The 26385-nt window shown below is 73.3% G+C and carries 12 protein-coding genes; 8 read left to right on the top strand and 4 right to left on the bottom strand.

The window, feature by feature from the left end:
- Window positions 1–46 precede the first annotated feature (46 nt).
- Window positions 47–1666, top strand: a complete 1620-nt coding sequence (locus ACRAKI_RS17020) for an AMP-binding protein (RefSeq protein WP_447008074.1) — start codon at window positions 47–49, stop codon at window positions 1664–1666.
- Here the strand turns inward: ACRAKI_RS17020 and ACRAKI_RS17015 are convergent.
- Entirely contained in the window at window positions 1621–2244 is a 624-nt protein-coding gene (locus ACRAKI_RS17015) for a CGNR zinc finger domain-containing protein (protein WP_447008073.1), read from the bottom strand. The genes ACRAKI_RS17020 and ACRAKI_RS17015 overlap by 46 nt on opposite strands.
- 125 nt (window positions 2245–2369) lie before the next feature.
- On the opposite strand from ACRAKI_RS17015, the gene ACRAKI_RS17010 reads away from it, so the two are divergent.
- The 4 genes from ACRAKI_RS17010 (at window position 2370) to ACRAKI_RS16995 (ending at window position 5317) form a co-directional block, all read left to right on the top strand.
- Entirely contained in the window at window positions 2370–2909 is a 540-nt protein-coding gene (locus ACRAKI_RS17010) for a carboxymuconolactone decarboxylase family protein (protein ID WP_447008072.1), read from the top strand.
- Between the two features lie 222 nt (window positions 2910–3131).
- Entirely contained in the window at window positions 3132–4076 is a 945-nt protein-coding gene (locus tag ACRAKI_RS17005; RefSeq protein WP_447008071.1) for a LysR family transcriptional regulator, read from the top strand.
- Window positions 4077–4167: 91 nt separating this feature from the next.
- Window positions 4168–5013, top strand: coding sequence for a sulfurtransferase (locus ACRAKI_RS17000; protein WP_447008070.1), 846 nt, complete (start codon window positions 4168–4170; stop codon window positions 5011–5013).
- 1 nt (window position 5014) lies between these two features.
- Complete coding sequence (locus ACRAKI_RS16995; protein WP_447008069.1) at window positions 5015–5317, top strand: DUF1416 domain-containing protein; 303 nt, start codon at window positions 5015–5017, stop codon at window positions 5315–5317.
- Between the two features lie 120 nt (window positions 5318–5437).
- Here the strand turns inward: ACRAKI_RS16995 and ACRAKI_RS16990 are convergent, their stop codons facing one another.
- The 3 genes from ACRAKI_RS16990 to ACRAKI_RS16980 all read right to left on the bottom strand — a co-directional run bounded on the left by ACRAKI_RS16990 (window position 5438) and on the right by ACRAKI_RS16980 (window position 6710).
- Window positions 5438–5728: a lytic polysaccharide monooxygenase gene (locus ACRAKI_RS16990; protein ID WP_447008068.1), complete on the bottom strand. Its 291-nt coding sequence runs from the start codon at window positions 5726–5728 to the stop codon at window positions 5438–5440.
- Complete coding sequence (locus ACRAKI_RS16985) at window positions 5725–6048, bottom strand: hypothetical protein (protein ID WP_447008067.1); 324 nt, start codon at window positions 6046–6048, stop codon at window positions 5725–5727. Before ACRAKI_RS16985 ends, ACRAKI_RS16990 begins: the two co-directional genes overlap by 4 nt.
- A gap of 191 nt (window positions 6049–6239) precedes the next feature.
- Window positions 6240–6710: a GNAT family N-acetyltransferase gene (locus tag ACRAKI_RS16980; protein ID WP_447008066.1), complete on the bottom strand. Its 471-nt coding sequence runs from the start codon at window positions 6708–6710 to the stop codon at window positions 6240–6242.
- A gap of 132 nt (window positions 6711–6842) precedes the next feature.
- Here ACRAKI_RS16980 and ACRAKI_RS16975 point away from each other — a divergent pair, with 132 nt between their 5' ends.
- The 3 genes from ACRAKI_RS16975 (at window position 6843) to ACRAKI_RS16965 (ending at window position 26374) form a co-directional block, all read left to right on the top strand.
- Window positions 6843–7022, top strand: a complete 180-nt coding sequence (locus tag ACRAKI_RS16975; protein WP_447008065.1) for a hypothetical protein — start codon at window positions 6843–6845, stop codon at window positions 7020–7022.
- Between the two features lie 633 nt (window positions 7023–7655).
- Window positions 7656–15887 carry a type I polyketide synthase gene (locus tag ACRAKI_RS16970; protein ID WP_447008064.1) on the top strand — a complete coding sequence of 2744 codons (8232 nt, stop codon included), beginning with the start codon at window positions 7656–7658 and terminating at the stop codon, window positions 15885–15887.
- A gap of 17 nt (window positions 15888–15904) precedes the next feature.
- On the top strand, window positions 15905–26374 hold the full coding sequence (locus ACRAKI_RS16965; protein ID WP_447008063.1) for an SDR family NAD(P)-dependent oxidoreductase: 10470 nt from the start codon (window positions 15905–15907) through the stop codon (window positions 26372–26374).
- The last annotated feature ends 11 nt before the right edge of the window (window positions 26375–26385 follow it).

The following is a 26385-nucleotide window of genomic DNA, read 5'->3' as shown; positions in this document are numbered from 1 at the left end:
TTTCCTCCCCGGCGTGAACGCCGGGTATCCACCGACAGGAGCCCAGATGACCGACGCGACCGAGGAGTTCCGCGCGGCCCGGGACGTGCTGCTGACCCACCGCGAGGACCTGGAGCGGGCACGGGCGGAGTTCCGCTGGCCCCGTGCGCCCGAGTTCAACTGGGCGTTGGACTGGTTCGACGTGGTGGCGCGGGACGGCGACCGCGAGGCGCTGCGCGTGGTGGGCGTCGCCGCGCTCACCTACGCGGAGCTGTCCCGCCGGTCGAGCCAGGTGGCCTGCTGGCTGCGCGACCTCGGCGTGCGGCGCGGCGACGTGGTGCTGCTGATGTGCGGCACGCGCCCCGAGCTGTGGGAGGTGACGCTGGCCGCGATGAAGCTGGGCGCGGTCCTGACGCCCACCTACCCCACCGCGACGCCCGTCGAGATCGCCGACCGGATCGCCCGCGCGGACGTGCGGCACGTGGTGGCCGAGGCGGGGCTGGTCGAGCGGTTCGCCGACGTCCGGGTGCCCGGCATCCGGGTATCGCTCGGCGACGTCGGCGGCTGGACGTCCTACTCGGACTCGGCGGACGCGCCGGCGGAGTTCACACCGGACGGTCCGACCCACCGCGACGACCCCCTGTTCACCTACTTCACCTCGGGCACCACCTCCCAGCCCAAGCTGATCCGGCACACCCACGCCAGCTACCCGGTCGGCCACCTCAGCAGCCTGTACTGGAACGGCCTGCTGCCCGGCGACGTGCACCTGAACCTGGCGGCGCCGGGCTGGGCGAAGCACCCGTGGAGCTCGCTGTTCGTGCCGTGGACGGCGGAGGCGACCGTCCTCGCCGTGCCGACACCGAACCCGGCCGCGGTGCTGGACGCCCTGCACGCGCACCGCGCCACGTCGGTCTGCGCGCCGCCGACGGTGTGGCGCGGTCTGATCCGGCACGGCCTGGGCGACCGGCCCGCCGCGCTGCGCGAGGCCACCACGGCGGGCGAACCCCTGAACCCGGACCTGTTCCACGCGATCCGGGACCGGTGGGGCATCGCGCTGCGCGACGGCTACGGGCAGACGGAAGCCACCGGCATGATCGGCACCACGCCCGGCGACCGCGCCCGGCCCGGAGTGCTCGGCCGGCCCCTGCCCGGCTACGACATCGTGCTGCTGGGACCGGACGGCGTGCCCGGCGACGAGGGCGAGATCAGCGTGGACCTGGCCAACCGGCCGGCGGGCATTCCCACCGGTGTCGGCCACTACCGCACCGGCGACCTCGGCGTGCGGCACGCGAACGGGACGATCACCTGTCTCGGCCGGGTGGACGACGTGTTCAAGTCGTTCGACCACCGGATCTCGCCGCACGAGCTGGAACGCGTGCTGTGCCTGCACACCGACGTGGTGGACGCGGCCGTGGTGCCGGTGCCGCACCCGATCGGCATGTGGGTGCCGAAGGCGTTCCTGGTGCGCAAGCCCTCGACGACCTCCGACGCGGACGTGGCGATGGGCGTGTTCGACCACATGGCACTGGAACTGCCGCCGGAGAAGGCGGTGGCGGAGATCGAGTTCGTGGACGTCCTGCCGCGCACGGCGTCCGGCAAGGTCCAGCGGGCGCGGCTGCGCACCGCCGGCGTGGGCGTGGTCTACAGGACGGATTCCTCGACGGTGTCGCTCTCGCGCCGCCCGTAGTAGTAGCGGCTCACGCGCGCGCGGTTGCCGCACGCCGAGGAGCACCACTGCTGCCGGTGGTGCTCCTTGACGAAGTACAGGACGCACAGCGGCGCCGGGCAGGCGCGCAGCTGCTCGCGCGTGGGGCCGGCCAGGAACCGGGTCGCGACCCACGTCAGGGAGGCGATCGCGCGCGACCGGTCGTCCAGGTCGACCGGCACGGACCAGTGCAGGTCCGGTTCGCCGTCACCGGGCCAGACCAGGTGCGGCGTCACCTCCGCCTCGCGCAGCACCTGGTTCACCGTCGCGAGGGCGACGTCGAGGTCGGGCAGTTCGTGCGCGTCCGGGGCGCTGGGCGGGTCCGGCGCGACGGCGTGGGCGAACAGCGCGCGCAACGCCTGGCGCACCTCGACCAGCCGGTCCGCGGTGGCCGCGTCCGCGGGCACCGCGTCGGTCGGGAACATCGGCCAGCGCTCGTGGACCTGATCGAGCCAGTCGCGCAGACCCTCCGGGCTGCGCAGGACATCCCGCACCCGACCGCGCGTCCGCCGGATGACTCGAACCGTGTTCACCAGGGTGAGGGCCAGTTGAGTGTCCACGGCGTGACTCCCGTTCCTCGACCGCCTTGATTAACGCTAGCAGGGCCTTGACGGCATGTGTCCAACCACTCGACAATCATGTTGCTACTAACACTTACAAGACTTTCTAACCATGAGGAGCCTGGATGTCTCGCATCCCGCTGGTCGAGCCGGACTCGGCCCAGGGCGAAGTAGCGGAGATGTTCACCGCGATCAAGGACCGGCTCGGGCGCGTGATCAACATGACCCAGGTCATGGCCAACTCCCCCGCCGTGCTCAAGGGGTACCTCGGGCTCAACGGCGCGCTGGCCACCAGCTCGGTCGGGCGGCTGACCGGGGAGCGGGTGGCCCTCGCCGTCGGCGAGGCCAACGGCTGCACCCTCTGCCTGTCCGCGCACACCACGCTGGGCGCCAAGGCCGGCCTGAGCGAGGACGAGATCATCGCGGCCCGCCGCGGCACCTCGTCCGACCCGAAGCAGGCCGCCGCGATCGCGTTCGCACTCCGCATCCTGGAGACCCGCGGCACCGTGTCGGACGAGGAGCTGGCGGAGGTCCGCGCAGCCGGCTTCACCGACGGCGAGGTGCTGGAGCTGGTCGCCTACACGGCGCTGAACGTGTTGACGAACTTCGTCAACAAGGTGTCGGACACGCCGATCGACTTCCCCGAGGCGCAGCCGCTGAGCTGAGTGGACACGGGGTGGCCCGACCGAGCGTGTGCGCACACGCTCGGCGGTCCGGTCCCGAGGCGGGTAGCACACGGACCGGATGCCCTTGCGGCAAGCCGAAGCCCCTTTCGGCCGGTACGGAGTGCGGCGGTTTGGGCGCTTGTCGCAGTCCGATGCAACAGCCATGCTTCTGCTAATACTCTCGACTAGCAAATAGCATTAGTGTGCCTGGGGGGAAGACTAGTGAGCGCCACCGTGTACGACTTGTCGATCCACCAATTACGGACCTTCCTGGAGGTCGCGAGAACCGGCAATCTCACCAAGGCGGCCAACCGCCTCGGTTACGCCCAGTCCAGCGTCACGGTGCACATCCGCACCCTCGAACGCAGGCTGGGCGTTCGCTTGTTCCACCGCCACTCGCAGGGTGTCCGGCTCACGGACGAGGGCGAATCGGTCATCGGCCACGCTTCGCGGCTGTTCGAGGTCATCGAAGACATGGTGCGGTCCGTCGGCTCGTCCGAACCGGTCCGCGGTCGTGTCGCCATCGGCGGCCCCGCAGTGCTGACCAGCTACTACCTCGGCCCGCTGCTGCGCAAGTGCCACCAGGTCTACCCCCAGTTGCGGCTGAGCACCCGCACCCTGCGCCCCTCCGACATCGAGAAGACGGTGCGCACGGGCGAGGTCGACCTCGGCTTCGTGCTGACCGAGGACTGCGGCGACGACCAGTTGTGCGAAGGCCCGCTGCACTGGCGAACCCTGTGCGCGGTCGACTTCGTCGCCGTGTCCACCACCAAGGCGGGAGCCCGGGTGGACGACGTCGTGCTCGTGGACGACCCCGAGTGCGTGGCGCAGCAGGTGATGGCGCGCGAGTTCCGCCGCCGCTTCGGCCGGCCGCTGCCCAGCCTGGAAGTCGGCTCCATCGCGAGCGCCGTGGACAACCTGCGCGACACAACGAACGTCGCGTTCGTGCCGCACGTCGCGGTCAAGGAGAAGATCGATCGCGGTGAGCTGGCCATCGTCTCGCACTTCCCGAGCGCGCACGTGCACGCCCGCGCGATCTGGCGCGCCGAGATGACGAACGCCCCGACCCTCACGGCCGTGGTGCGCCACGCCGTCGAAGTCCTGTCCGACCCGCTCGCCGACCCGGCGACCTTCGCACCCACCTGCGCGTTGGCCACCGTCGGCTGACGACGACACGCCCCGCGGAACGACGACACGCACCGGATCGCGGCACTGCCGGACAAGGCCGTGCTGGAACAACAACAATGGAGCAGCTTCGATGAGCCGTGAAGACGTCCTGGTCTCGGCCGCTTGGGCCGAGGAGAACCTCGCCACGCCCGGCGTGGTGTTCGTCGAGGTGGACGAGGACACCTCCGCCTACGACGGGGGCCACATCCCGGGCGCGGTGAGGATCGACTGGAAGACCGAGTTGCAGGACCCGGTGCGCCGCGACTTCGTGGACCGCGCGGGTTTCGAGAAGCTGCTGTCCGCCAAGGGAATCTCCAACGGCGACAACGTGATCCTGTACGGCGGCAACAACAACTGGTTCGCCGCGTACGCGTACTGGTACTTCAAGCTGTACGGCCACGACAGCGTGAAGCTGCTCGACGGCGGCCGGAAGAAGTGGGAGCTGGACGGCCGTCCGATGGACAAGGAGGTCGTCGTCCGCACGGAAACAGCCTACACCGCCCAGGAGCAGGACCTGGCGATCCGCGCGTTCCGCGACGAGGTCGTCGACGCGATCGGCAAGAAGAACCTGGTCGACGTGCGCTCGCCCGACGAGTTCTCCGGCAAGCTGCTGGCGCCCGCGCACCTGCCGCAGGAGCAGGCGCAGCGCGGCGGCCACATCCCGAGCGCGATCAACGTGCCGTGGAGCAAGGCGGCCAACGAGGACGGCACGTTCAAGTCGGACGAGGAGCTGGCCCGGATCTACGGCGAAGCCGGGTTCGACGGCTCGCGCAAGACGATCGCCTACTGCCGCATCGGCGAGCGCTCGTCGCACACGTGGTTCGCGCTGCACGAGCTGCTCGGCCACGAGGACGTGAAGAACTACGACGGTTCCTGGACCGAGTACGGCTCGCTCGTCGGCGTGCCGGTCGAGCTCGGCAGCGGCAAGGAGGCCTGACATGAGCCTGGACGGTTGCGGCGCCCCTCCACAGGGCGGCCACGTCGAAGTCGGGTCCAACGAGGTGGTGGTGAGCGGCAAGGTGCTCACCGAGGGCACGCCGGTCGGCGGCGCGTACGTGCGCCTGCTCGACGCGTCCGGTGAGTTCACGGCCGAGGTCGTGTCCTCGCCGGAGGGCGACTTCCGGTTCTTCGCCGCACCGGGCAAGTGGACCGTGCGGGTGCTCCACCGCAACGTCAGCGGGCAGTCGGACGTCGTCGCGCTCGGTCCGGGCGTGCACGACGTCGAGGTGTCGCTGAACTGACCGAGGACGGGGCGGCGGCACGCGAACCCACCGCGCATCGCACGCCGCCGCCCCGTCCTCGTTCTGCCTCTGCCCTCTGCCCTCTCCTCCGCGGGCAACGGGCAGGTGCTCCAGGCGTGCCTACTGGGTGAAATTGACGTCGATGACCTCGTAGAAGGCGTGGCCGGTGTCGGCCACCTCCCACACACCGAGAACCACGTGGTGGCCGGAACGCTCGGGCAGCCTGACCGCGTGCGGCTTGTCGTGGTTCGGGTCGTGGGAGGCCTCCGGCATTTCCCAGTGCGGGATGTCGCCGTACGGCTTGTACGTCGCGAACGGCGCGGGCTCGAACTGGGCGCGGCTCAGCGGCGCCTCGGGGTCCCAGCCTTCCTTGGTCACGAAGTAGTTGTAGCGGCGCGTCCGGTGCTTCATCGTGATGTTCCACTGGACCGGGATCTCGGCGCCCTACCGCAGACGACCTTCGGCCAGTCGCGCACCTCGTCGAGCTTGACCGCCGCCGGTTCGCTTCCGCCGCTGGCGATCTGACCGTCCGGCGGTACCGGCTCGGGTCCGCCGGGGCTGTCCGTCGGCACGTCCGGGTCGCTCAACCCGACCTGGGTTGCCGGGAAGAACTTGCCCGCTCCCAGTCCGCTGGACGGCCGGCCGCCGTTGAACTCGATGTCCGCGCGGGAGCGCGGCTGCGTCATCCACCCGTGCCGGGGAACGGCCTCTCCGTGGTCTTCCATGGTCATGTTCTTCTCCGCTCTCCGCCGATGCGCTGGGCAACGGTGATGTCTGCTCCCAGCAGGGGCGGGTGGCGCACGGGCACCGGGCAGCCGCTTCGTCCATACGGGAGCGTGATATCGCTCGGTGCTACTCAGCGCATGCGCACGTATACGGATAGCCACCGCCCCGTGGGTCGTCGATCACGTGCCGGGCGGTCTCATACGGTGCGGTGCATGCAGACCAGGTCGGGCCGGGGGTCCCACGAACTGGTGACGGTGAAGCCGAGCCGTTCGTACAAGGCGATCGCACCGGTGCGCCAGTTCCACACGGACAGGCGGACGGAGGCCACGCCCGTGCGCGCGAGGTGGTCGAGGGCCTCGGTGATCAGCACGGTGGCGACGCCGCGACCTCGGGCGGGCGGCTCGGTCCACAGGCGCTTCACCTCGGCGACGCCGTCGACGGGGGCGGTCACGACCAGGCAGCCCACCGCCGCACCGTCGGCGCGGGCCAGCAGCACGACGTCATCGGCGAACGCGCCGCGCGGATCCGCGATCTCGGCCCGGTAGCGCTGCGGCAGCGCGTCCGCGTCGGCCACCGCGGAGCCCTTCTCCGCCTCGGTCCGCAAGTGGTACGCCGTGAGCAGTGCGGCCAGTCCGGGCTCGTCCCGCCAGTGCACGACATCGGTCATCGCGCAAGGATCACACGTCCGACCTCGCCTGGGACGACGACCTGCTTCGCAGGGCAGGAACCGTCCACAGCGGACTTCCGCTTGAGGGAGGGTTCGCCGACTCACCGCGATGGCGTCCGCCGCCTCCTACCGGTGGAACTGGAATTGGCCGTCGAGCACGGCATCGCGAACCGCGAGACCGTGCGGATCCGGGCCGATGGCATACCTGGCGGCCCAGCCTTCTTGACCCCCGCATGGGACTACGAAGACACCTTCGCCGGAGGCGTTCACAAAGCCGACTACTACACGTACGCGCTGGTCAGAATCGCATGACGCGCCGAGCCGGCGAACGAACGCTGCGCATTCCTCTCGATCGGGCAGCCACGCGGCCACAGGAATTCGTCGTCCGATTTTCCCGCACAATGCCGATTCCTCGTCCCGGTGCCGCCGTGATCGGACACCGAAGCGGCGGACGAATGGCCGCGACCAACAACCGTCCTCGCCGCATCGCCGACACCGGGCCGAGCCGCTCCAGTCCGGCCACGCACGCACTACACCCCCGGTCGCCGACAACGACTGCGCAGTACCGAAGACCTGTCCACCTCCCACTCCGTGGACAGGGGTAGCACAGGCCGAGCCGGATCGGTCCGCCGAAGTCGCGGCAGTCGGACGAACGGTGAAGCGCGGATTCCGGAATCGGCGCACAGCCGGAGTCCGGATGGCCTATTGACACGCATCATTGTTTCACCGGAGGAAATACCGCATTTCACCTGGGCGTCCTTACCCGATCAGGCCATCGCGCGCCACAGGGGATGCGCCAACTGACAGGGTTGTGCCAGATCTCTCACCGTGAGGCCGCTCTGAGTTATGCTACGGTCCAGTCATGCACGTCGGAACGATCACCTGATTCGAGGTGTGAACTCCCGGCTTTCCTGGGTTGATTTTCGCGGGGAGAAGTGGCCTGACGTGAATGGCTTGATCGCTGTTGTCGGAATGTCCTGCCGGTTTCCCGGTGCCGTAGATCCCGCGCAATTCTGGCGGTTGTTGCACGACGGGTCCGACCTCGTCGGCGACGTGCCGGCGGATCGCTGGGCCGCGCGCGACGGGATCGGCCGGGGCGGCTTCCTCGACGGGGTGGACCGGTTCGACGCGGACTTCTTCTCGCTGTCGCCGAGGGAGGCCGCGGCGACCGATCCGCAGCAGCGCCTGGCGCTGGAACTGGCGTGGGAGGCGGCGGAAGACGCCGGGATCGTGCCCGGCCACGTCGACGGCGGGGTGTTCGTCGGGGTCGGCGCGGGCGACTACGCGGTGCTGCGGCAGCGGGCCGGGGTGGTCGACCGGTTCTCCCTCACCGGCCTGAACCGGGCCATGGTCGCGAACCGGCTGTCGTACGCGCTGGGGTTCGAAGGGCCGAGCCTGGTCGTGGACACCGGGCAGTCGTCGTCGCTGGTCGCCGTGCGGATGGCCTGCGAGAGCCTGCGGCACGGCGAGGTCGGGGTCGCACTGGCCGGCGGGATCTCCCTCAACCTCGCGATTGAGAGCGCTCTCGCAGCCGCGGAGTTCGGGGCGCTCTCGCCGGACGGGCGGTGCCACACCTTCGACGCGCGCGCCAACGGGTACGTCCGGGGCGAGGGCGGCGGCCTGGTGGTGCTGAAACCCCTGGAGAACGCCCTCGCCGACGGGGACGAGGTGTACTGCGTCATCCACGGCGGCGCGGTCAACAACGACGGCGGCGGCCTCCACCTGACAACCCCGGACGCGCGGGCCCAGGAACGACTGCTGCGCGCCGCCTACCTCGATGCCGGCGTGGACCCGGGCGAGGTCCAGTACGTCGAGTTGCACGGAACCGGGACCAGAGTCGGGGACCCGGTGGAGGCCGCCGCCCTCGGGGCAGTGCTGGGGACCGCGCGCGAGGCCGGGCGTCCGGTGCCGGTGGGGTCGGTGAAGACCAACATCGGGCACCTGGAAGGGGCGGCGGGGATCGCCGGGCTGATCAAGGCGGCGTTGGCGATCCGGCACCGGCGGGTGCCGCGCAGCCTGCACTTCGACACACCGAACCCGGACATCCCGCTGGACGCGCTCAACCTGCGGGTGCAAGCCGAAACGGGGCCGTGGGCCGACGACGACCGCCCCCTGGTCGCGGGGGTCAGCTCGTTCGGCATGGGCGGCACGAACTGCCACCTCGTGCTCTCGGACCGGGTCCCCGCCCGGCCGCCCCGTCCAGGGGGCCGGGTCCCGGACGCCCTCCCCTACGTGCTGTCCGGCAAGTCTGAGCAGGCGTTGCGCGCCCAGGCCGCGGCACTGGCCGCGCACCTCGCGGACGACCCCGGGCAGGACCGGGCCGACGTGGCTCACACGCTGGCCACGGCACGGGCGTCGTTCCCGCACCGGGCGGTGGTGGTGGCCCGCGGCCTGGAGGACTTGGCGCGGCAGTTGCCGTCCCCGGTCGTGTTGGGTGACGGGCGACGGGCGGGCGACGTGGCGTTCCTGTTCACCGGGCAGGGCAGCCAGCGGTTGGCGATGGGCAGCGGCCTCCGCGCGGCCTTCCCGGTCTTCGCCTCGGCGTGGGACGAGGTGTGCTCGCACCTCGACGGTGAACTCGACCGCCCGATCGGCGACGTCCTCGCGGCGGAGCCCGGATCGGCCGACGCGGACCTCATCCACCAGACGGTCTACACGCAGTGCGCGGTGTTCGCGCTGGAGGTGGCGCTGTTCCGGCTCGTGGAGAGCTGGGGCGCGGTGCCGGACTTCCTGCTCGGGCACTCGGTCGGCGAGATCGCCGCCGCGCACGTCGCGGACGTGGTGTCGCTGGCCGACGCGTGCCGGTTGGTGGCCGCGCGGGGTCGGCTCATGCAGGCCTTGCCCCCGGGCGGTGCCATGGTCGCGGTCGGGGCGGCGGTCGCCGAGGTGCGGCGGGCGCTCGACGGGGTGCCGGGGCAGCTGGACATCGCGGCGGTGAACGGACCCGCGGCCACTGTCGTCTCCGGCGACGAGGAGGCGGTCCTGGCGGTCGCGGACCTCTTCTCCTCCGCCGGGCACCGGACCAAGCGGCTGGAGGTGAGCCACGCCTTCCACTCGCCCCGGATGGACGGGATGCTCGCCGACTTCCGCCGGGTCGCGGAGGCGGTCGCCTTCCACCCGCCGCGCATCCCGATCGTGTCCACCCTGGACGGCGGCCCGGTGGAGCCGGACGCGGACTACTGGGTCCGGCAGGTGCGGGGGACGGTGCGGTTCCTCGACGGCGTGCGCTGGCTGCACGACGAGGGCGGTGTGCGGGCGTTCCTCGAACTGGGGCCGGACGGTGTGCTGACGGCGGCGGGGCGGGAGTGCCTGGCCGGGGAGGACGTGCTCTTGGTGCCCGCGGTGCGCGCCGGGCACGACGAGGCCCGTGCGGTCACCTCGGCCGTGGCGGAGCTGCACGTGCACGGGTACGACGTCGACTGGGGCGGCTTCTTCGCCGACCTCCCGGTCCGGCGCGTTCCGCTGCCCACCTACGCCTTCCAGCGCGAGCGGCACTGGATCCAGGACGGCACCGCGGACCTTCCCTCGCCGGGGGCATCGGCTGAGCCGACACGCGGCGGACACGAGCACGGCGAGCACCAGCACGGCAGGACCGAGCGCGGCGAGCCTCAGCACGGCGAGCACGGGGCGAGCGTCCCGGTGGACCTGGAACAGGTGGTCCGGACGCAGATCGCCGTGGTGCTCGGCCACTCGGACCCAGACGCCGTCGACCCGCACCGCGGCTTCCGCGACCTGGGGCTGGGCTCGTTGGACGCGGTGGAGTTGTGCGACCGCGTCAACCGGGTGCTGGGCACGGAGGTCGGGACCACCACGCTGTACGACCACACCACGGCGTCCGCGCTGGCCGAGCACCTGCGGTCGTTGGTCGACGGCGGCCACGAGGCCACACCGGACGGGCTGGACGGGCTGGAGCAGGACCGAGCCGACGAGCCGATCGCGATCGTGGGCATGGCGTGCCGCTTCCCCGGCGGTGTGCGGACCCCCGCGCAACTGTGGGACCTGGTCGCCGAGGGTCGCGACGCCGTCTCCGCGTTCCCCGAGGACCGAGGCTGGGACCTGGACCGGTTGTTCGGCGACGACCCCGACCGGCCGGGCACGACTTACGCCAGGGCAGGCGGGTTCCTCGCCGACGCGGGCCGGTTCGACGCGGAGTTCTTCGGGATCTCCCCGCGCGAAGCACTGGCGATGGACCCGCAGCAGCGACTGCTGCTGGAGACCGCGTGGGAGTCGTTCGAGCGCGCCGGGATCGACCCCGATGCCACGGACGAGGTCGGCGTGTTCGTCGGGGCCACCGCCCAGGAGTACGGCCCCCGGCTGCACGAGTCGGCGGCCGAGGTCGAGGGGCACCTCCTCACCGGGACCTCGCCGAGCATCGCGTCGGGACGGATCGCTTACACGTTCGGGTTCTCCGGTCCGGCGGTCACGGTCGACACGGCGTGCTCGTCGTCGCTGGTCGCGGTGCACCTCGCGGCCCGCTCGCTGCGGCAGGGCGACTGCGCGCTGGCCGTGGCGGGCGGGGCGTCGGTGATGGCCTCGCCGGGGATGTTCGTGGAGTTCGCCAAGCAGGGCGGCCTGGCGCGGGACGGGCGCTGCAAGGCGTTCTCCGCCGACGCCGACGGCACCGGTTGGGCGGAGGGCGCGGGTGTGCTGCTCCTGGAGCGGCTCTCGGACGCCCGGCGCCACGGGCACCCGGTGCTGGCCGTGCTCCGGGCGACGGCGATCAACAACGACGGGCGGTCCAACGGTCTGACCGCGCCGAGCGGCCTGGCCCAGCAGCGGGTCATCGCGCGGGCGCTGGCCGACGCCGGGCTGACGCCCGCCGAGATCGACGTGGTGGAGGCGCACGGGACCGGCACGACCCTCGGCGACGCGATCGAGGCGCAGGCGCTGGCGGGCGCCTACGGCAGCCACCGGGCAGAGGGCGCACCGCTGCTGGTCGGCTCGCTGAAGTCCAACATCGGGCACGCGCAGGCGGCGGCGGGCGTCGCCGGTGTGATCAAGATGGTGCTGGCCATGCGGCACGGCGTCGCGCCCCGGACCCTGCACGCCGACGAGCCGTCCACGCAGGTCGACTGGGCCGGCAGCGGCATGGCGCTGCTGACCGCTGCCCGGCCGTGGCCGGAGACCGGGGGTCCGCGCCGCGCGGCGGTGTCGTCGTTCGGCATCAGCGGCACGAACGCGCACGTGATCCTGGAGGGCGGCGACAGCCCCGACCCGGTCGAGCGGCACCCGCAGCCGGTCCCGCTGGCGCTGTCGGCCAAGACCGACGCGGCGTTGCGGGCGGCGGCGGAGCAACTGCTGTCCGTCGTGGCCGAGCACGACCCGGCGGACGTGGCGTTCAGCCTGGCCACCCGGACACCGGTGTTCGACCACCGCGCGGTGGTCGTCGGCGGGGACCGCGAGGACTTCGCCGACGGGCTGCGCGCGCTCGTCGAAGGCGGTTCGGCGCCGGGCACCGTGCGGGGCACCGCCGGGCCACGGGGTGGGCTCGCGTTCCTGTTCACCGGTCAGGGCAGCCAGTTCCAAGGCATGGGCGACGAGCTGCACGAGCGGTTCCCGGTGTACGCCAAGGGTTTCGACGCGGTGTGCGACCTGCTGGACCAGCACCTCGACCATCCACTGCGGACGGTCATCTCCTCCCCGGAGGGTGGACTTCTCGACCGGACCGAGTACACGCAGCCCGCGCTGTTCGCCGTCGGGGTCGCGCTGTTCCGGCTCCTGGAGCACTGGGGGCTGCGGCCCGACTTCGTCGCCGGGCACTCCGTCGGTGAACTCGCGGCGGCCCACGTGGCCGGGGTGCTGTCGTTGGCGGACGCCTGCGCGCTCGTGGCGGCCCGTGGCCGGTTGATGCAGGCCCTGCCCGCCCTCGGGGCGATGGCGGCGGTCGAGGCGTCCGAGGCCGAGGTGGAGGGTTCGCTCCCCGAGGGGGTGTCGATCGCGGCGGTGAACGGGTCGCGCTCCGTCGTCGTCTCGGGTGACGCGGACGCCGTGCAGGCGGTGGCCGAGGACTGGGCGGGCCGAGGGCGCCGGACGCGGCGGCTGCGGGTCAGCCACGCGTTCCACTCGCCGCACATGGACGGGATGCTCGACGGGTTCCGCGCGGTGGCCGCCGCGGTGGCCGTCCGGGAGCCGGTGGTGCCGCTCGTGTCGACGCTCACCGGCCGGGTGGCGACCCGCGCCGAGCTGGCCGACCCGGACTACTGGACCCGGCACGTCCGGGAGGCGGTCCGCTTCCACGACGGCGTGCGGTGCCTGGTCGACAACGGCGTGACGGCGTTCCTCGAAGTGGGTCCGGACAGCGCGTTGGCGGCCCTGGCGCAGGAGTCAGCCGGGACCGCGGTGGCGGTGGCCGCCTGCCAGCGGCAAGGGCGTCCGCAGGTCACCACCCTGCTCTCGGCGGTGTCCCGCCTGCACGTCCTGGGTGTGCCGGTGGACCTCGCCCGCGTGGTCGACGGCGTGCCCGCGCGGCGGGTGGAGCTGCCGACCTACCCCTTCCAGGACCGCCGGTACTGGCTCGCGCCGGCACGCCCCCGCGCCGCCGCCACCGCGCTGGGCCTGCGCGAGTCCGGGCACGGCGTGCTGGGCGCGACCGTCGACCTCCCGGACGGGTCCGTCGTCGGCACGGCCGCGCTGTCGTCGGCGGCTCAGCCGTGGCTGGCGGACCACGTGGTGGGTGGACTGGTCGTGGTGCCCGCCACCGTGTTCGTCGAGCTGGTCGCGCACGTCGCGCAGTCGGCGAACACGGACTCGGCCGGCACGGACTCGACGATCGCCGACCTGGTGATCGCGGACTTGGTGATCACCAGTCCGTTGGTGCTCGACCCGGGTGGCAGCGCGCGGCTGCGGGTCACGGTCCAGGCGCCGGACGAGCTGGACCGGCGCCAGGTCAGCGTGCACTCGCGGTCCGAGGGCGAGGACGCGGTGTGGGTCCAGCACGCGGCCGGGCAGGTCGGGGGCACCGGGCCGGCCGAGCCGTTCGACCTGGCCGCCTGGCCGCCCGCCGGTGCGCGGGAGATCGACGTCGAAGAGCTGTACGCGGACCTGGCCGCGGCGGGACTGGCGTACGGACCGCTGTTCCGGGGCGTGCACCGCGCGTGGCGGGTCGACCAGGACGTGCTCACCGAGATCGCGCTCCCCGATTCCCTCGCGGGCGGGGCCGGGGACTACGCCGTGCACCCGGCGCTGTTCGACGGCGCGCTGCACGGCGGCGGCGCGACCGGGTTCTTCGCCACCGCGGACGGGCAGCGGGTGCGGCTCCCCTTCGCCTGGTCCGGTGTGCGCGTGCACTCGCGCGGTGCCGCGGCGGCACGGGTCCGCCTCTCCCCCGTGGGCGAGGACTCCGTCTCGGTGCGGATCGCCGACCAGGCGGGCAGGCCGCTGGCGGAGGTCGCTTCGCTCACCGTGCGGGCGCTTCCCGCCGGAGGACTGGGCGGCGGCCGTGCGCACGATTCGCTGTGGCGGCTCACGTGGGTGCCGGTCGCCGACACCCCGCGCCGACCCGAGCCGACCTGGGCGCTGCTCGGCGTCGACCACTTCGGACTCGACCCGACCACGACCGCGACCGATCTTGCAGCCCTCGATTCCGTGCCGGACCTGGTGCTCGCGCCGGTGACCGGCGGCGGGGGGACGGTGCCCGAGGCGGTCGCCGCGGCCTGCCACCAGGTGCTGGCGCTGGTGCAGGAGTGGGTGGGCGACGAGCGGTTCGCCTCGTCCCGGCTCGTCGTCCTGACCCGTCGCGCGGTCGCCGGTCACCAGGTCGACCTGGCGCACGCCGCGGTGTGGGGCCTGGTCCGCTCCGCGCAGCGCGAACACCCCGACCGGATCGTGCTGATCGACGTGGACGAGGACGAGCGGTCCTCGGCGCGAGTGGTGCGGACGGCCCTGCTGGACGAGCCGCAGTGGGCCATCCGAGAGGGCGAGGTGCTGGCGCCGCGCCTGGCCGGCATCGAGCGGACCGGGGACGGCGTCACCGCGATCGACCTGGAAGGCACCGTGGTGGTCACCGGGGCGTCCGGCGCGCTCGGCGGGTTGGTCGCCCGCCGGCTGGTCGCGAAGCACGGCGTCCGGCACCTGCTGCTGGCCGGCAGGCGCGGGGCGACGGCACCGGGGGCCGCCGAGCTGGCCGCGGACCTGGCCGGGCACGGCGCGGAGGTCACCTGGGCGGCGTGCGACACGGCCGAGCGGGACGACGTGGCGGCGATGCTGGCCGCCGTCCCCGCCGAGCACCCGGTGACCGCGGTCGTGCACGTCGCGGGCGTGCTGGACGACGGCGTGGTCGGGTCGCTGACGCCCGAACGGGTCGACACCGTCCTGCGGCCGAAGGTGGACGGGGCGTGGCACCTGCACGACCTCACCGAGAACCTGGCCGCGTTCGTGCTGTTCTCCTCGGCGTCCGGCGTGTTCGGCGCGGCGGGACAGGCGAACTACGCGGCGGCCAACAGCTTCCTCGACGCGCTGGCGTGGCACCGCAGCGCCAAGGGGCTGCCCGCGACGTCGTTGGCGTGGGCGCCGTGGGCCTCCTCCGGCATGGCGGGTGAGCTGGACGCCGTCAGCCGGGCAAGGCTCGCGCGCATCGGCATGGCCGCGCTGTCCGATGAGGACGGCCTGGCCCTGTTCGACGCCGCCCTGGGGGTGGCCGAACCGCTGGTCGTGCCGCTGCGGATCGACGTGCCCGCACTGCGGATCGGCCCCGGCGAGCTTCCGCCCCCGCTGCTGCGCGGTGTGGTGCGCGCACCCAAGCCCACGGTGGAACGGGGGCCGTCGGCGTCGTTCCGGTCGGTGCTGGCGGGCATGTCCGGGGCGGAGCGCGACCGCGCCGCGCTCGACCTGCTGCGGGCCGAGGTGGCCGGGGTGCTCGACTACGGGCAGGCGGGCCGGGTCGACGTCCGGGCGGGGTTCCGGAAGCTGGGGGTCGACTCGCTGACCGGTGTGGAGCTGCGCAACCGGCTCAACCAGGCGACCGGGTTGCTGCTGTCGCCGACCGCGGTGTTCGACTTCCCCACCCCGGAGCTGCTGGCGCGCCACGTGGTCGCCGAGCTGTTCCCGCCGGAGCCCGAGGTGCGGGAAGACCCGGAACCCCCAGTGCGGATGAGCCCGGTGGAGATGGATGACGTCGACTCGATCGACGAACTGGATGTCGCTGACCTCGTCCGGCTGGCTCGCGAGAGCCTCGGCTGATAAGGACCCGGGACCACATGCCTGACAATTCCTCCGATGACGTCGTCGGCGTCCTGCGCGACACCCTCAAGGAGGTCGTCCGACTGCGCAAGCAGAACCGGGACCTGGTCGAGTCGGCGGGCGAGCCGATCGCCGTCGTCGGGATGGCCTGCCGCTACCCGGGCGGGGTGACCTCACCGGAGCAGCTGTGGGAGCTGGCCGTGTCCGGGAGGGACGCGGTGTCCGGCTTCCCGGAGAACCGGGGCTGGGACCTGGACTCCCTGTTCGACGCCGACGACGCGCGGACCGGCACCTCCACCACCCGGGAAGGCGGGTTCCTGCACGACGCGCCCGCGTTCGACCCGGCGTTCTTCGGGATCTCCCCGCGCGAGGCGCTGGCGATGGACCCGCAGCAGCGGCTGGTGCTCGAAGTGTCGTGGGAGGTGTTCGAGCGCGCGGGCATCGACCCAACTTCGTTGCGCGGCAGCAGGACCGGGGTGTTCACCGGCCTGATGTACCACGACTACGGCCCGCCCCTGCACGTGCCGAACGGCCTGGTCGACGGCCACCTGCTGACCGGTGGCACCGGCAGCGTGCTGTCGGGCCGGGTGTCGTACGTGTTCGGACTGGAGGGTCCGGCCGTCACCGTCGACACGGCGTGCTCGTCGTCGCTGGTGACCCTGCACCTGGCGGCGCAGGCGCTGCGCTCGGGTGAGTGCTCGCTGGCGCTGGCCGGTGGTGTGACGGTGATGTCGACGCCGGGGACCTTCGTGGAGTTCTCCCGTCAGCGCGGGCTGTCCCCGGACGGCCGGTGCAAGTCCTTCGCCGGGGCGGCCGACGGCACCGGCTGGTCGGAGGGCGCGGGGGTGCTGCTGCTGGAGAAGCTGTCGGACGCGCGGCGCAACGGGCACCGGGTGCTGGGGGTGGTCCGCGGTTCGGCGGTGAACCAGGACGGCGCCTCCAACGGCCTGACCGCGCCGAACGGGCCGTCGCAGCAGCGGGTGATCCGAGCCGCCCTGGCCAACGCGCGATTGACGCCGCAGGACGTGGACGTCGTAGAAGCGCACGGGACGGGGACTCGGCTCGGCGATCCGATCGAGGCTCAGGCCCTGCTGGCCACCTACGGCCAGGACCGCGACGAGCCGTTGTGGCTCGGCTCGGTCAAGTCCAACATCGGCCACACGCAGGCCGCCGCGGGCGTCGCCGGTGTGATCAAGATGGTCATGGCGATGCGCCACGGGGTGCTGCCCCGCACGCTCCACGTCGACGAACCGACACCACACGTGGACTGGTCCACGGGCTCGGTGTCCCTGCTGACCGACAACCGGGACTGGCCCGACGCGGGCAGGCCGCGCCGGGCGGCGGTGTCGTCGTTCGGGATCAGCGGGACGAACGCGCACGTCATCCTCGAACAAGCCGACGCGGAGCCGGTCGCCGACGAGCCGGGCTCGACCGTCCGGGGCGGTGTGGTGCCGTGGGTCCTCTCGGCGCGGGACGGGGCCGCACTGCGGGATCAGGCGATCCGGCTGCGGTCGTTCGTGCGCCGGCACCCCGAGGTGGAGCCCGCGGAGATCGGGCATGCGCTGGTGACGACCCGCGCGCTGCACGACTACCGCGCTGTCGTCCTGGGTGAGACCCGCGACGAACTGTCGGACGGGCTGGACTCGGTGGCCGGCGGCGTGGTCCCGGGGAGCGCCGGGCAGCCGAGCGCGGTGTGGGTGTTCCCGGGGCAGGGTTCGCAGTGGGCTGGCATGGCGCGGGAGCTGCTGGAGAGCTCCCCTGTCTTCGCCGAGCGGTTCGCCGAGTGCGAGCGGGCGCTGGAGCCGTGGGTGTCGTGGTCGCTGCGAGAGGCGGTCACCTCCCCCGCGCCGGAGGCGTTGGACCGGGTGGACGTGGTGCAGCCCGCGTTGTTCGCGGTGATGGTGTCGCTGGCCGCCGTCTGGCGGTCGCTCGGCGTGGAACCCGCCGCCGTCGTGGGGCACTCCCAAGGCGAGATCGCCGCCGCCGTCGTCGCCGGAGCACTGTCCCTCGCCGATGGCGCACAGGTCGTCGCCCGACGATCCCAGGCCATCGCGCAACACCTGGCCGGACCCGGCGGCATGATGTCCGTCGCCGCCTCACCCACCCACGTCTCGGAGTGGATCGCACGGGACAACGTCGAACTCTCCATCGCCGCCATTAACGGACCCGCCACCGTCATCGTCTCCGGCGACGGCGCGGCGCTCGACTCCTGGGGCGAACAACTGTCCACACAGGACATCCGAGTCCGCCGCATCGCCGTCGACTACGCCTCCCACTCCCCCGCCGTCGAAAACATCCGCGACCACGTCCTCGCCGCCGCCCACGGCATCACGCCGCGGCACTCGGCGATCCCGTTCTACTCCACCGTGTCGAACACCTGGGCCGACACCACCGACATGAACGCCGACTACTGGTACCGGAACCTGCGCCAGACCGTCCGCTTCGCCGAGGCCACCGAGGCGCTGATCGCCCAGGGCCACACCACGTTCGTCGAGATCAGCCCCCACCCCGTCCTCACCATGGCCATCGAACAAACCGCCGAAACCAGCAACACCGACCTCACCATCACCGGCAGCCTCCGACGCGACGAAGGCGGACTCCACAGACTCCTCACCTCAGCCGGACACCTCTTCACCGCAGGCGTACCCGTCAACTGGACAAACCTGTTCACCCCATCCACCACAACGCTCGACCTGCCCACCTACCCCTTCCAGCGGCAGGACTTCTGGCTGCCATCGGAGACGTCCTCGGTGGACTTGGACTCCGCCGGTCTGCGTGACGCCGGACACCCGCTGCTGGGTGCCGTTGTCGATCTGGTCGACAGCGACGGCGTCCTGTTCACCGGCAGGCTGTCGCAGGCCACCCACCCGTGGCTGGCGGACCACACGGTCGACGGCACCGTTCTCCTGCCAGGCACGGCCTTCCTCGACCTCGTGCTGCACGTCCGCGCGGGCACCGGGCACGACCGGGTGGAAGACCTCACCGTCCACACCCCGCTGGTGATCCCCGAGCAGGGGGCCGTGCACCTCTGCGTCGCGGTGGCGGGAAGCGAGGGCGGACGCCGGGAAGTCGGGGTGTACTCGCGGGCCGGGGACGGCCCGTGGACGCGGCACGCCACCGGCGTCCTGACCGACGAGGAGAACCCCTGCACGCACGACCTCGGCGAGTGGCCGCCCGCGAACGCGGTGTCCGTGGACGTCGCCGAGGTCTACCGGCGACTCGGTGGTGTCGACTACGGACCGGCCTTCCAGGGCTTGGGCGCGGTGTGGCGGCGCGGTGACGAGACGTTCGCGGAGGTGTCCGCGCCGGGGGCGTCGGACTTCGCCCTGCACCCGGCGTTGCTCGCGGTCGCCGCGCACGCCGTCGAGGGCGCGGGCGCCGGGCTGTCGCCGTGGTCGTGGCGGGGCGTGGCGCTCGGCGCGTCCGGGGCGGAGCGGTTGCGGGTGCGGATGCGCCCGGTCGGGGACGACACGTTCTCCCTGCACGCGTTCGACGCGTCCGGGCAGCCGGTCCTGGCGGTCGACGCGGTGGGGCTGCGGTCGACCCGGATCGGCGCCGCCAGGCAGGACTCGCTGTACGCGGTGGACTGGACGCCGGTGCGGGCTCCCGCGTCGTCACCGCTGCGCTGGGCCGTGCTGGGTGAGGACAGCCTCGGCGTGGCCGCCGCGCTGGACGCGCGCGGTGAACCGGTCGTGACCTGGTCGGGGTTGTCCGACGACCCGGCCGACGTCGTGGTCCTGCCGGTCGTCGCGACCGGAGGCGACCCGGCCGCGGTGACCCGCGAGGTGGTCAACCGGGTCTTGGCCGTGGTGCAGGAGTGGCTGGCGGACGAGCGCTTCGCCGAGTCGCGGTTGGTGGTGCTCACCAGCGGCGCGGTCGACGTGGCGGACCTGCGCGGCGTGGCCACCGCCCCGGTGTGGGGACTGGTGCGGGCCGCGCAGGCCGAGCACCCCGACCGGCTGGTGCTGGTGGACGCCGACGACGCGTCGGCGCTGCCGGAGGCGGTGGCAGTCGGCGAACCGCAGGTCGTGCTGCGCGGTGGAGCTTCGCGGGTGCCCCGGCTGGCGCGCCGCGCCCCGGTGGAGCGGACCCCGCCCGCCCTCGACGCCGATGGCACGGTGCTGGTCACCGGCGCGACCGGCGGCCTCGGTTCCCTGGTCGCCCGGCACCTCGTGGTCGAGCACGGCGTCCGACGCCTGCTGCTGACGAGCCGCCGGGGCGTCACCGCGCCGGGAGCGGAGGACTTGGTCGCGGAGCTGACCGCGCTGGGCGCGGAGGTGACGCTGGCGGCCTGCGACATGGCCGACCGGGAGGCGGTCGCCGAACTGCTCGGCGCCATCCCCGCTCAGCACCCCCTCGCCGCCGTCGTGCACACGGCGGGTGTCCTCGACGACGGTGTCGTCCAAGCGCTCACCCCGGAGCGGGTGGACCGGGTGATGCTGCCCAAGGTCGACGCGGCCTGGCACCTGCACGAGCTGACCACCGGCCTGGACCTGGCGGCGTTCGTGCTGTTCTCGTCGGTGGCGGGCACGGTCGGCGGCGCGGGCCAGGCGAACTACGCGGCGGCGAACGCGTTCCTCGACGCGCTGGCCGAGCACCGGCGGGCCACCGGCCTGCCCGCCCAGTCGCTGGCCTGGGGCCTGTGGGCCGGCGAGAGCAACCTGACGGCGGACCTGGGCGAGGTCGACCTCCGCCGCCTGGGCCGGTCCGGCATCGCGGCGATGTCGTCGGCGGAAGGGCTCGTCCTGTTCGACGCCGCCCTGCGGGACGGGCGGGCCGTGCTCGCGCCGGTGCGGCTGGACCTGCCGGCCATCCGAGCGGGGGCGGTCCCCCACGTGCTGCGCGGTCTGGTCCGTGCGCCGGAACGCCGGGCCGCGGCCTCGACCTCGCCGCTGCTGGACCGGCTCCGCGCGGCGGACGCGGGCGAGCAGGGCCGGATCGTGCTCGACGTGGTGTGCGCGCAGGCGGCGGCGGTCCTCGGGCACGCCTCCGCGGACGGCATCGTCGACTCCCGGGCGTTCCGCGAGTTCGGCTTCGACTCGCTGACCGCGGTCGAGCTGCGCAACCGGCTCGCCGACGCCACCGGCATCCGGCTGCCCGCCACGGTGGTGTTCGACCACCCCACGCCCGGAGCCCTCGCCGAGTACCTGCGCGATGAGCTGCTGGACACCGCGACCGCCGTGGCCACCGGCGCCTCGCTCGGGATCGCCTCGGACGACGACGCGGTGGCGATCGTGGCGATGGGGTGCCGCTTCCCCGGCGGCGCGGACACTCCGGAGCGGTTCTGGGAGCTGCTGCTCGACGGCCGCCACGCGGTCTCGGAGTTCCCCGACGACCGCGGCTGGGACACCGAAGCCCTGTACGACCCCGACCCGGACAGGGTCGGCAAGTCCTCCGTGCGGCAAGGCGGGTTCGTCCACGACGCGGGCCGGTTCGACGCCGGGTTCTTCGGCATCTCCCCGCGCGAGGCGCTGGCCATGGACCCGCAGCAGCGGCTGCTGCTGGAGGTGTCGTGGGAGGTGTTCGAGCGGGCCGGGATCGACCCGACAGCGCTGCGGGGCAGCGCGACGGGGGTGTTCGTCGGCACCAACGGGCAGGACTACGCCAGCGGGTCCGGGCGGGTGCCGGACGGCGCGGAGGGGTACTTGCTGACCGGCGGCGCGGGCAGCGTCCTGTCCGGCCGGGTGTCCTACGTGTTCGGACTGGAGGGTCCTGCGGTCACGGTGGACACGGCGTGCTCGTCGTCGCTCGTGGGCATGCACCTGGCCGCGCAGTCGCTCCGGGCGGGCGAGTGCTCGCTGGCGCTGGCGGGCGGTGTGACCGTGATGGCCACGCCGAGCACCTTCGTGGAGTTCTCCCGTCAGCGCGGCCTGGCGCCGGACGCCCGGTGCAAGTCCTTCGCCGGGGCCGCCGACGGCACCGGCTGGTCGGAGGGTCTCGGTCTGCTGCTGCTCGAGAAGCTGTCCGACGCGCGCCGCAACGGGCACCGGGTGCTCGGCGTCCTGCGCGGCTCGGCGGTCAACCAGGACGGCGCCTCCAACGGCCTCTCGGCCCCTAACGGGCCGTCGCAGCAGCGGGTCATCCGCGCCGCCCTGGCCAACGCCCGGTTGACGCCGCAGGACGTGGACGTGGTGGAGGCGCACGGCACCGGCACGAGGCTGGGTGACCCGATCGAGGCCCAGGCGCTGCTGACGACCTACGGCCAGGACCGGGACCGGCCGCTGTGGCTGGGATCGGTGAAGTCGAACATCGGCCACACCCAGGCCGCCGCGGGCGTGGCGGGCGTGATCAAGGTGGTCATGGCGATGCGCCACGGCGTGCTGCCCGCGACGCTGCACGTGGACGAGCCCACCCCGCACGTCGACTGGGACGCGGGCGCGGTGTCGTTGGCGACGGCGGCGGTGGACTGGCCGCGGACCGGTCGGCCGCGCCGGGCCGGGGTGTCGTCGTTCGGGATCAGCGGGACGAACGCGCACGTCATCCTCGAACAACCCGACGCGGAGCCGGACGCCGAGCCGGACGCGGACGCGGGTGTGGTGCCGCTGGTGCTCTCGGCGCGCAGTGCGTCCGCCCTGCGGGAGCAGGCGGACAGGCTGCTGGCCTTGGTCCGCGAGTCGCCCGACGTCGCGTGGTCCGACATCGGGGCGTCCCTGGTGACGACCCGGGCGGTGCACGACCACCGGGCGGTGGTGCACGGGGGCACGGGTGCGGACCTGGTGGCCGGGTTGGAGGCGCTGGCCGCCGGCCGGGCGCTGCCGGGGGTGGTGGTCGGCGAGGCGTCGGCGCGGCCCAAGGTCGCGCTGCTGTTCAGCGGTCAGGGCAGCCAGTACCCCGGCATGGGCGCCGGGCTGCACGAGGGCGTCCCCGCGTTCGCGCGGGCGCTGGACGAGGTCTTCGAGGCGTTCGACGGGCTGCTGGACCGGCCGCTGCGCGAGGTGGTGTTCGGGTCCGACGCCGAGGTCCTGGAGCGCACGGAGTTCACCCAGCCAGCGCTGTTCGCCTTCGAGGTGGCGACGGCCCGGGTGCTGCGCGAGTGGGGCGTGCGGCCGGACTTCCTCATCGGGCACTCGGTCGGTGAGATCGCCGCCGCGCACGTCGCCGGGGTGTTCTCCCTGCGCGACGCCTGCGTCCTCGTGGCGGCGCGGGGCCGGTTGATGCAGGCCGCGCCTGCCGGTGGCGCGATGCTGTCGGTCACCGCCACCGCCGACGAGGTCGCCGAGTCCCTCGTGGACGGCGTGGAGATCGCCGCCGTCAACGGGCCCGCGTCGGTGGTGGTGTCCGGTGACGCCGACGCGGTCGCGGAGGTCGCCGCGCACTGGGCGGAGCGGGGCCGCAAGACCAGCGGGTTGAAGGTGAGCCACGCCTTCCACTCCGCGCACATGGACGGGGTGCTGGACGAGCTGCACCGGGTCGCCGCCGGGATCTCGTACCAGCCGCCCCGGATCCCGGTCGTGTCGAACGTCAGCGGCGCGGTCGTCGGGCCGGAGCGGCTGTGCGATCCGGCGCACTGGGTCGAGCACGTCCGGGGGCGGGTCCGGTTCTTCGACGGCCTCGCGGACCTGGCCGGGCGCGGCGTGACCACGTTCATCGAGGTGGGGCCAGGTGGCGCGTTGACCACCGCGGTCCGCAACGGCCTGGACGACGGTGTGGTGGCCGTTCCCGTCACGCGCCGGGAGCACCCCGAGGTCGACACGCTGTCCGCCGCGCTGGCGGCGGTGTTCGTGCGCGGCTCCCGGGTCGACTGGGCCTCCGTCCAGGGTGGGCGGACGACGCGGCCGGTCGAGCTGCCGACGTACCCGTTCCAGCGGGAGCGGTACTGGCTGACCCGGTCCGGGAGCGGCGACGTCACCGCGGCCGGGCTGAGCGCGGCCGACCACCCGCTGCTGGGTGCGGCGCTCGGGTTGGCCTCGGGCGACGGGCGGGTGTTCACCGGGCGGCTGTCGCGGCGGACCCACCCGTGGCTCGCCGACCACGTGGTGCGCGACCGGGCGCTGTTCCCGGCGACCGCGTTCCTGGAACTGGCCACGCACGTCGGCGGGAGCCTCGGGTGCGGTCTGGTCGAGGAGCTGGTGGTCGAGGCGCCGCTGGTCGTGGCGGAGGACGGCGACGTCGTGCTGCAGGCCGCGGTGGCGGACGCGGACCCGGACGGCCGCCGGACGTTCGAGGTGTACTCGCGGGAGGCGGGGTCCGACCCCTGGACCCGGCACGCGAGCGGCGTCCTCGCCCCCACCGGACCGGTTGACGCGCACGACCTCGGCGAGTGGCCGCCGGTGGGCGGCGAGGCCGTCGACGTGGACGGGCTGTACCAGCGGTTCACCGAGAGCGGGTTCGAGTACGGGCCGGTATTCCAGGGGTTGCGGGCGGCGTGGCGGCGGGAGGGCGAGGTCTTCGGTGAAGTCGCGCTGCCCGCCGGGCAGGAGGCCGACCGCTTCGGCGTGCACCCGGCGCTGCTCGACGCGGCGCTGCACACGATGGTCTACGCGGGCGTGGACGGCGTCGACAGCGGCATCATGCCCTTCACCTGGGGCGGGGTGTCGCTGCACCGCACGGGGGCGCAGCGGCTGCGGGTGCGGTTGTCCCGGACGGCGGGCGACACCGTCGCGTTGACGGCGTCGGACGAGCTGGGCAGGCCGGTCCTGTCCGTGGCGTCGCTGGTGATGCGGCCGGTGCCGGCGCGCCTGGCGGGGGCCGGGCAGGGCTCGCTGTACGGGGTGGACTGGGTGCCCGCGCAGCGGGCGGCCACGGGTGCGGACCAGGTCGCCATCGGAGGCGCCCGGGCGGACTACGTCGACCTGACGGCGCTGGGCGAGGCCGTCGAGGCGGGGACGCCCGTCCCGGCGTCGGTGGTCTTCGAGTGCCCTCCCGGGGACGGCGGACCCGCTGCGGTGACCGGGCAGGTGCTCGCCACGGTGCGGGAGTGGTTGGCCGACGGGCGCTTCGCCGCGTCCCGACTGGTCGTGGTGACCAGGAACGCGGTCGCCACCGGCCGCGAGGGCGGCGTCGACCTGGCGCACGCGCCGGTGTGGGGCCTGCTGCGCTCGGCCCAGTCGGAGCACCCGGGCCGGTTCGCCCTGGTGGACCTGGACGAGCACGGCGACCACTCGGCCGCCGCTGACGAGCCCCAGGCGGCGGTGAGGGACGGCGAGGTGCTGGTGCCGCGCCTCGTGCGCAGGCGGGTCGCGGAGCGGTCGCGGCCGGTGTTCGGCCCGGACGGGACGGTCCTGGTCACCGGCGCGACCGGCACCCTGGGTCGGGCGGTCGCCCGGCACCTGGTGACGGCGCACGGTGTGCGGCGGCTGCTGCTGGTGAGCAGGCGGGGAGCCGACACCGACCTCGTGGACGGGCTGACCGCGCTGGGCGCCGAGGTGCGGGCGGAGTCCTGCGACGTCGCCGACCGCGCGGCGCTGGCGGCCGTGCTGTCCGGTGTGCCCGACGAACACCCGCTGACGGCGGTGGTGCACACCGCCGGGGTGATCGACGACGGTGTCGTGGAGTCCCTCGACGCGGAGCGGGTCGAGCGCGTGTTCCGCCCGAAGGTCGACGGCGCGCTCAACCTGCACGAGCTGACCAAGGACGCGGACCTGACCGCGTTCGTGCTGTTCTCCTCGGTCGCCGGGGTCATCGGCTCGGCCGGGCAGGGCAACTACTCGGCGGCCAACACGTTCCTGGACGCGCTGGCCGCGCAACGGCGGCTGCTGGGCCTGCCGGCGGTCTCGCTCGCGTGGGGCCTGTGGGCCGAGGACAGCGGGATGACCTCGAAGCTGGACGCCGCCGACCTGCGGCGGATCGCCCGCAGCGGTGTCGTCCCGCTGTCCTCGGAGGACAACCTGGCGCTGTTCGACGCCGCGACGGCCGGCGACGAGCCGCTGCTGGTCCCGGTGAAGCTCGACGCCGCGGGCGGGCAGTCGCCGCTGCTGCGCTCGGTGGCGGGCACACCGCGTGCAGCGGCCGGGGTCGAGGACGGGGGCTGGGCGCGTCGGCTGGCGGGCAGGTCCGACACCGAGCAGCACAAGATCCTGCTCGAGTTCGTCAGCGCCGAGGCGGCGGCCGTGCTCGGCCACACCGACGCGCGGGCCGTCGCACCCGACCGGGGCCTGCTCGACTCGGGCTTCGACTCGCTCACGGCGGTCGAGCTGCGCAACCGGCTGGGCTCGGGCACCGGCCTGCGGTTGCAGGCCACGCTGCTGTTCGACTACCCGACCCCGGCCGCCATCGCGGGCCACCTGCGCACCGGCCTGGTCCGGGACGCCGACGGCGCGGTTGCGGACGCGGTGCTGTCCGGGATCGACGGCCTGCGGTCGAGCCTCGCGGCGCTGAGCCCGGCCGGCGACCTGGGCGCCGAGGTGACCGAGCGCTTGGAGGAACTGCTTCGCGCGTGGAGGGACGCGGCGGGCGACGGCGCAGTCGCGGCCGGGTCCGGTGACCTCGATTCAGCGAGTGACGAGGAGATGTTCGACCTCATCGGCAAGCGGTTCGGCATTTCCTGACACCCGACGCC

This window comes from Saccharothrix isguenensis, from assembly GCF_052936305.1.
Note: the sequence above shows the minus strand (reverse complement) of the source record. Positions and strands in the feature narration are given on the sequence as shown.

Coding starts and splice junctions, on each gene's coding strand:
- ACRAKI_RS16980 (WP_447008066.1), bottom strand. CDS start 6,710: ATGACCGATGTCGTGCACTGGCGGGACGAGCCCGGACTGGCCGCACTG.
- ACRAKI_RS16985 (WP_447008067.1), bottom strand. CDS start 6,048: ATGACCATGGAAGACCACGGAGAGGCCGTTCCCCGGCACGGGTGGATG.
- ACRAKI_RS16995 (WP_447008069.1), top strand. CDS start 5,015: ATGAGCCTGGACGGTTGCGGCGCCCCTCCACAGGGCGGCCACGTCGAA.
- ACRAKI_RS17000 (WP_447008070.1), top strand. CDS start 4,168: ATGAGCCGTGAAGACGTCCTGGTCTCGGCCGCTTGGGCCGAGGAGAAC.
- ACRAKI_RS16965 (WP_447008063.1), top strand. CDS start 15,905: ATGCCTGACAATTCCTCCGATGACGTCGTCGGCGTCCTGCGCGACACC.
- ACRAKI_RS17010 (WP_447008072.1), top strand. CDS start 2,370: ATGTCTCGCATCCCGCTGGTCGAGCCGGACTCGGCCCAGGGCGAAGTA.
- ACRAKI_RS16990 (WP_447008068.1), bottom strand. CDS start 5,728: ATGAAGCACCGGACGCGCCGCTACAACTACTTCGTGACCAAGGAAGGC.
- ACRAKI_RS17020 (WP_447008074.1), top strand. CDS start 47: ATGACCGACGCGACCGAGGAGTTCCGCGCGGCCCGGGACGTGCTGCTG.